Below are 6,752 nucleotides of genomic sequence, written 5' to 3'. Positions count from 1 at the left end.
CCGCTCGCGAACCTCAGGGGAAAAGGGTGGGGTATGCTTCGTCATGGCTCCAGTCTCTCAAGAGTTGGAGCCTCCGAAAATCCCGGGGCGATTCATCCGCGCCTTCAGCGTGCCGAAGGGGTGCTCGACGGTCTCGCGCCGGACCCGCATGGCCCGCGGATCGCCATCCAATCGGCGCTGCACGGCATCCAGCACGTCCTCGTGCTCCCACCGGGTCACCCGGCGCTCCTTGCCCGTCGTGCAGGCTCCCTTCATCGCGCAAGTCGAGCAGACATTTGTCCAGTACCGATGCAGGGTCAGACCATTTTCCACCGAGGTGTACCGATGGGACAGCGTCTGACCCGCCGGGCACAGGTAGGTATTGTCCTGACGACGGTAGAGGAAATCATCCTTGCCGAAGCGCCCGACGGCCTTCGCGCCCGAGGTCATCGGCCGGGGCAGCGTCACGGCGATGCCGGCGCGTTCGCAGGCCAGGATCTGTTCACTGGAATAGTAACCCCGGTCAGCCACCGCATCGAGCGTGTCCGCTTCCAGAGCCTCTTTGGCCCGCGTGGCCATGCCGCTGAGCTGCGCCCGGTCCGAGCCGGCATTGGTGACCGCGTGCGCGACGATCAGGTGATGCTCGGTCTCGACCGCCACCTGGACGTTGTAACCCACCACGCCCGATCCACGGCCGCTGGTTGCCATGGACCGCGCGTCGGGATCGGTCAGCGAGACCTGCCGGTCGGGCGCGGCCTTCATCTGCTCCTCCAACTCCGCCAGCCGCTCCATCTCCTGCCCGAGGCGGGCGATCTTCTCCTTCAGCCGCTCCACCTTGGCTGCGAGTTCTGGCGTGGGATCCTGACGATCGGCTGTGTCGAGTTGCGAGAGGTAGCGTGACACGCTCTCCTCGATCTGCTGGCGGCGCCGGTCGAGCTTGCCTTGCGTAAAGTTGCGGTCGCGATTGTTGACCGCCTTGAACTTCGAGCCGTCGATCGCGACGCACGTCCCCGTCAGAAGGCCCATCGTGCGGCACAAAGCGACAAAGCGGGCACAGACTCGCCCGATGGCGGGGCCGTTCTGCCGACGGAACTCGGCAATGGTCTTATGATCGGGCGATAGCTGGCCGGTCAGCCACATGACCTCGACGTTGCGGCCCGCTTCGCGCTCCAGCCGTCGGCTCGACGGGACCCGGTTGAGATAGCCGTAGACGTACAGCTTCAGCAGGGCGGCCGGATGGTAGCCCGGTCGACCCGTTCGTGCCGCATCGACGCCCGCAAAGCCGAGCGCGCCGAGTTCCAGGGCCTCCACGAAGGCATCGACGACGCGGACAGGGTTGTCCTCAGCGATCCAGTCTTCCAGGCAAGGCGGAAATAGCGTCGTCTGATCGCGCTCGGCACCGACAACGAACCGTCCCATGCCGTCCTCCGGTCGTGCAGAGGAAAGCTACCACCATCGGGGTTTTGACACAGCCAGGGTCGGTCGCGGGAGGACCCCTCTGGGTAGATTTCAGTCAGCTCAGGTTCTGAAAGTCGTCAAAGAGGATATCGCCCTCCCGCCCACTCGCCGCCCGCACCGACATTGTGGCAGCCAAGCCGAATGTGTTCAGACTTAGCCGGCCTGACGGCCGGGGCTACGTTTTGTCCGGCTCGGTCGTGGGAGCTGCGACAACGCCCATCCCGCTGCCCATCTCCGTCCCGGTATGGGGCGGCACGCCGCTCGGGAGCACGGGAGCGCCTGAGGGCTCGTCCTGTACCTGTGCGAGGCCAGCTTCCACCTCATGGATGAGGTCTGCAAAGTCGTAGGGCTTGCTGAGCAGTCGCGTGCCCGGCGGCAACTCCTCTCGGAGATCTGATCCGGCTCCCGAGGTGACGATAATGCCGACAGTGGGCCAACGGTGATGAACGAGGTGGGCAAGGGCAACACCATCGCCCACGATGCCGCGTCCAGTGATCAGCATGCTCACAGGCATCGGTCCTTCGAGAACCGCCAGCGCCTCGGCGGCTGTGCGGACCTCTATGGTCTGGAAGCCGACGTCTTCCAGCATGTCGGCCGTGACCATACGGACGACCTCATCAGCCTCCGCGATGAGGATGGCTAAAGGCCTGCTGTTAGCCAAAACCGTGCTCCGTATGATCAGGCCGGGAGCGCTCACCGCTCTCAGGCACTGACGGCCGGGTCCGAAGCCAGTGATGATCCCTTATGCGCTATTTATTCGCCCAGGGCGATGACCGTGGTTTGTGGCGGCTCGTCACCTACGGGCGTACCCTGGCAAGGCCGCCTTCCCCGAACTGACGTCGCCGGGCCGTCGATGAATGGCGGCTTTCGGGAAGCGTCAATGCAGATCTTCACGGCCCGAGTGGGTCGGTCGCGGAATGACCGGAAAGGGTGGATTTCCGGCGGTCCGCTCTGGAACAGCAAGCGCATCGGAGCGGACGTCGCGGTCCCACCCAATTCCGACCCTAAGCCGCAGCAGTGCCGGCCGGATCAAACGTGGTCATCACTGGGCGGAACGCCGTGACCAGATCAGGGTCGAGCCGGCCTGTCATAGACTGCACGATCCCGTAGGCCTGCCTTCCCGGCATCGGTGCCCGGTACGGCCGCCGCTCGATCAGCGCGCCGTAAATGTCGCAGATCGTTACCAGCCGGACGAGGTCCGAGATCTCAGGTGCCCGCAGCCCGTCCGGGTAGCCGGAGCCATCGAGCATCTCGTGATGCGAGCGGACCACCTGCAGCATCTCCCGCGAGAAGCCGCTATCCACCAGCATGTCGTAGCCCAGCGCCGCGTGCGTCCGCATCACCGTCATCTCTTCGTCGGTGAGCCGCCCGGGTTTGTTCAGGATCGCGGTCGAGATCCGGGTTTTGCCGACGTCGTGCAGCAGCGCCGCCTTGGTCAGGCGGTAGCTGTCCAGATCGGCAAACCCGAGCTTCGCCGCGAACGCGGCAGCGAGACCTGTAACGATCAGGCAGTGCCGGTGCGTGGCCTCGTCGAAGCGCTGTACCGCCCCGATCCACTCGCGGAGGCCACAATGCTGCACGGCTCGGGCGATCAGGCCGGTGCCGGTGCTCGCGAGCTCGGGCGTGATTAGCTGGCTCGAGAAGAAGGTCTGGTCAAAGAATTGCCGCGCCTCGTCCGCCATCCGAGCAGCGACGGCGGAGCCACCGACTTCCAGAAGCCGGTCGATCCGAGCCAGCAGGCGCTCAAGCATGGTCAGGGCCGGGAGGATGTCGGTGGGAGCGAGGAGTCGCACCTGGGCCTCAGCGCGAGCGGCGTTACCGTGGGTCAGGAACAGGAACGGGGCGCCGGCCCCGCGCAGCGGCTCTAGCATCCGCTGCAGGCGCGCGATCGCCTCGGAGGTAAGCTGAGCGACGTCGCCGACGATCAGATCCGGCTGCACCGACGGCAGGCTGTCATCATACAGGTCCTGGACGGTACAGCGCCGGGTCGGGCCGAGGGAACGCGCAAGGCGACCGGTCCGGGCCAGGTCGTCGGAGATCAACAACAGCCTGCCCAAGCCGGCCTCCATCTGATGCTGGGGCCGGTCTTACGTCCGGCCCGAAGTCGTGAGCGCAGTCAGAGGGTCGCTGGGTACCGCTGCGCTAGGCCGGCGAGGCCGTGCACGGTGTGAGCGAAGCTCTGCGCCGTGTTGGCGAGGCTCTCGGTCTTGATGACGAAGTCTCGCAGGGCTTCACGCATGTCCGGATCCCGGAGACCGAGCTTGATCAACGTGAGATCCAGATCCTCGATCGCGCGTTCCAAGGCGCAAGTCAGTTCGAGCAGCCTGTCGCCACCTGCTTGGATGTGAGGGGCTCGGGGGCCGAGATCCGCGCCACGTTCGTGCGCGGCGGCTAAGTCCGCGTGCAGTCGGTCGAACTGGTGCGTGCCGTGAGGCCGGACCGGGAGGGCGAGGATCTCGACCATAGCCATCTCAGGCGGCGCGGACGGTGGCGAGGAAGCGGGCGACCTCGGCACCGAGATGCTCGGATTGCCGCGACAGCTCCGAGGCCGCCGACAGGACCTGCGAGGCCGCCGCCCCCGTCTCCTCCGACGCCTGCGCCACGCCGGCGATGTTAACCGTCACTTCGTTCGTCCCCGCCGAGGCCTGCGCCACGTTGCGCACGATCTCCTGTGTCGCCGCCCCCTGCTCCTCGACGGCGGCCGCGATCGAGGTCGCCACGCTGTCGATCTCCCGGATCCGGCCGGTGATCCCGCCGATCGCCGTCACCGCCTGCGCGGTCACCCCCTGGACCTCGCCGATCTGACGGCTGATCTCCTCCGTCGTCTTGGCAGTCTGGTCGGCGAGCGCCTTCACCTCGGTGGCCACGACCGCGAAACCCCGACCCGCGGCACCCGCCCGCGCCGCCTCGATCGTGGCGTTGAGCGCCAGCAGGTTGGTCTGGGCGGCGATCCCCGAGATCATCCCGACCATGTCGCCGATCCGCGCGGCGTTCTGGCTGAGCGCCTGGACGAGGTGGGCGGTCTGGTCGGCTTCGCCGACCGCGGCCTGGGCAAGGTGGGCCGAGCCGGTCACCTGCCGGCCGATCTCCTGCACGGAGGAGCCGAGTTCCTCGGCCGCGGCCGCGACCGTGTTGACGTTGGTCGAGGCCTCCTCGGCGGCCGCGGCCACGCTGGTCGATTGCGCAGCGGTCTCCTCGGCGGTGGCGGTCATCTGCTGGGCGGTGGCCTGGAGCTCGGTGGCCGAGGACGAGACTAGGCCGACGATGCCGCCGACGGCGCGCTCGAAGCCGTCGGCGAGCTCGATCATGGTGCGCTTGCGCTCGGCAGCCGCGGCCGCGTCGGCGCGGCGCCGGACCTCGGCCTCCTCGGCGGCCTTGCGGGCGACCATGGCCTTGATGCCCTCGACCGCCTGACCGACGGCGCCGATCTCGTCGCCGCGGGTGGCCTCGCGGATCTCGGCATCGACCTCGCCGTGGGCCATCCGCTGCAGCACCCCCACCAGGCTGCCCAGCGGGCGGGTGATGCCGAAGATCACGATCAGGGCGGAGAGCAGGGCGGCGCCGACGAGGCCGGCCGCGGAGGCACCGATCAGCACGATCCTGGCGGTGCTCACCGCCTGCTCGGCATCGTCGCGCGCCTGCCGCAGCTCGGCGTTGAGGACATCGACCCGTTCCTGCACGAACTCGCGCATCTTTTTGCGCGAAGCCGCAGCGTCGATCAGGAGAGCCTTGGTCGCGCCGTCGTTGTCGTTCTTCAGGCCGAGAGCGGTTGCCCGATCCTGCGCGGCATAGAACTCCTCCAGGATGGTCTTGAGCGTCTGATTGGCGGCTTTACGCTCTGGTGTGTCGGCCAAGGAGATCAGGGTTTCGGTGGCCTCTTTAGTAGCCTTCAACGTGGCGTCGTAGCGAGCCTTGTAGGCGGCCATCTCCGCCTCACGGGTCTCAAGGATGAGATTGCGTGACTGAATGGCGAGTTCGTTGACATGGGATCGCAGGCTCAGGATCCTTTCGAGCCGAACAGCTTGCAGGTCGACGATCGTGCGGGTTTGCTTGGCAAGTGCGTCGAGGCATGTAATCGCATAGACCATCAATCCCGCGGCAATGAACGCCATTAAGGCGAGCGGCACGATGGCCTTGATGATGATTTTCGAACTGCGCAGCATGGATATGCCCTAGACCGACTAATCCCGATCAGATCATATGATCCGCCGCATATTACTAAAAATCTAACGTTTTCAAATTTTAAGATTGACGACTTCTAGGAATGATTTATTCGGAGTCGATCTTATATTGAGTGCATTTGAATCCGTGCGCGCGTCGGGTCTCGAACATTTTCGAAGAACGTCGGGCATATTCACGCTCCGGACTCGGGTGGGAAATCATCCGGATATGACAGATCGATCTCGCGCGCCGCCGCTTCCCGGCAGTCGGCCGGGATAAAGCTGGTGCGACCCATGACGCCCCAGAAAGCACTCGAAGCCCCCCCGCGCTCGCGACATGCGCGCTACGGCACCCTGCGTTGGACAGCAATCATCGCAATGTCATCCAAGCGACAATCTTCGTGGCCCTCAGCACTCTTTCGTCTGCAATTTCAAGCAATAGTATGTGTGAAAGATCATGACCTCATCTTAAATGATTGTATTTTGAATAATCTCACTATTCATGGATGAAGTTTAACATTCGAATCGCTTCTCCCGCGCGTATAGTCAATTCACGACGCGAACGTATGGGAGTGAACATACCGATGGATACTGACGCAGTCTTTGCAGGAAACAGCCACCTCGATTGCGGCGAGATGAACGCTAACTTAGTGGCGGCGTATGTGTCGCACAATCGCGTCGCAGCCTTGGAGGTGCCTGCACTGATTACGGCGATGGCTGCGGCCTTCACCGGCCTTCAAACTTCCGATCAGTCGGCCGTGTCGGGAAGCAGAAGGGTTACACCGGCCCAGATCCGAGCGTCGATTAGGCACGAGGCGTAAATCAGCTTCGAGGACGGCAAGCCGTACAAGACGATCAAGCGGCATCTGACGGCGTGTGGCCTGACGCTGGAAACGTACCGAGCTAAGTGGTGCCTGCCAAGCGACTACCCGATGGTGGCCCCTGCCTACGGGGCCGAACGGTCCAGGATCGCCAAAAGCTTGGCTATGGGTCGACCTCGGATCGTCCGCTAATCGGAAGCGCTCGACGGCCCCGGGGCGACTGGGTTGGGTCGATAGGGGGCCGTCCTGTGTGGATGGCTCCCGCATTGCAAGTGGCGAATTGAGCTTCTGACGCGTTGGTCGGGTGCAGTCTTGTGTCCGGCCTGTTGATGCA

The 6,752-nt window shown here is 64.7% G+C and carries 4 protein-coding genes and 2 pseudogenes; 1 reads left to right on the top strand and 5 read right to left on the bottom strand.

Annotated elements, in window-relative coordinates; all coding sequences use genetic code 11:
- Positions 1 to 93 precede the first annotated feature (93 nt).
- From ABIC30_RS31365 to ABIC30_RS31345, 5 genes and pseudogenes are all read right to left on the bottom strand, one after another.
- Positions 94 to 1,398: pseudogene (locus ABIC30_RS31365) on the bottom strand (IS1182 family transposase); the annotation flags it as partial.
- A gap of 214 nt (positions 1,399 to 1,612) precedes the next feature.
- Positions 1,613 to 2,098 (bottom strand): response regulator, encoded by a 486-nt coding sequence (locus ABIC30_RS31360; protein ID WP_020095768.1) that lies wholly within the window; start codon positions 2,096 to 2,098, stop codon positions 1,613 to 1,615.
- A gap of 343 nt (positions 2,099 to 2,441) precedes the next feature.
- Positions 2,442 to 3,494: an HD-GYP domain-containing protein gene (locus tag ABIC30_RS31355; RefSeq protein WP_043713236.1), complete on the bottom strand. Its 1,053-nt coding sequence runs from the start codon at positions 3,492 to 3,494 to the stop codon at positions 2,442 to 2,444.
- Positions 3,495 to 3,553: 59 nt separating this feature from the next.
- Complete coding sequence (locus tag ABIC30_RS31350) at positions 3,554 to 3,901, bottom strand: hypothetical protein (protein ID WP_020095770.1); 348 nt, start codon at positions 3,899 to 3,901, stop codon at positions 3,554 to 3,556.
- A gap of 7 nt (positions 3,902 to 3,908) precedes the next feature.
- A complete protein-coding gene (locus ABIC30_RS31345) occupies positions 3,909 to 5,606 on the bottom strand; it encodes a methyl-accepting chemotaxis protein (RefSeq protein ID WP_354456804.1) in 1,698 nt (565 codons plus the stop codon).
- A gap of 497 nt (positions 5,607 to 6,103) precedes the next feature.
- On the opposite strand from ABIC30_RS31345, the pseudogene ABIC30_RS31340 reads away from it, so the two are divergent.
- A pseudogene (locus ABIC30_RS31340) lies at positions 6,104 to 6,610 on the top strand (Ros/MucR family transcriptional regulator).
- Positions 6,611 to 6,752: the final 142 nt, after the last annotated feature.

The organism is Methylobacterium sp. 1030, assembly GCF_040544715.1.
In the GTDB taxonomy this organism is placed as follows: domain Bacteria; phylum Pseudomonadota; class Alphaproteobacteria; order Rhizobiales; family Beijerinckiaceae; genus Methylobacterium.
This window is presented reverse-complemented; position numbering and strand designations above follow the sequence as displayed.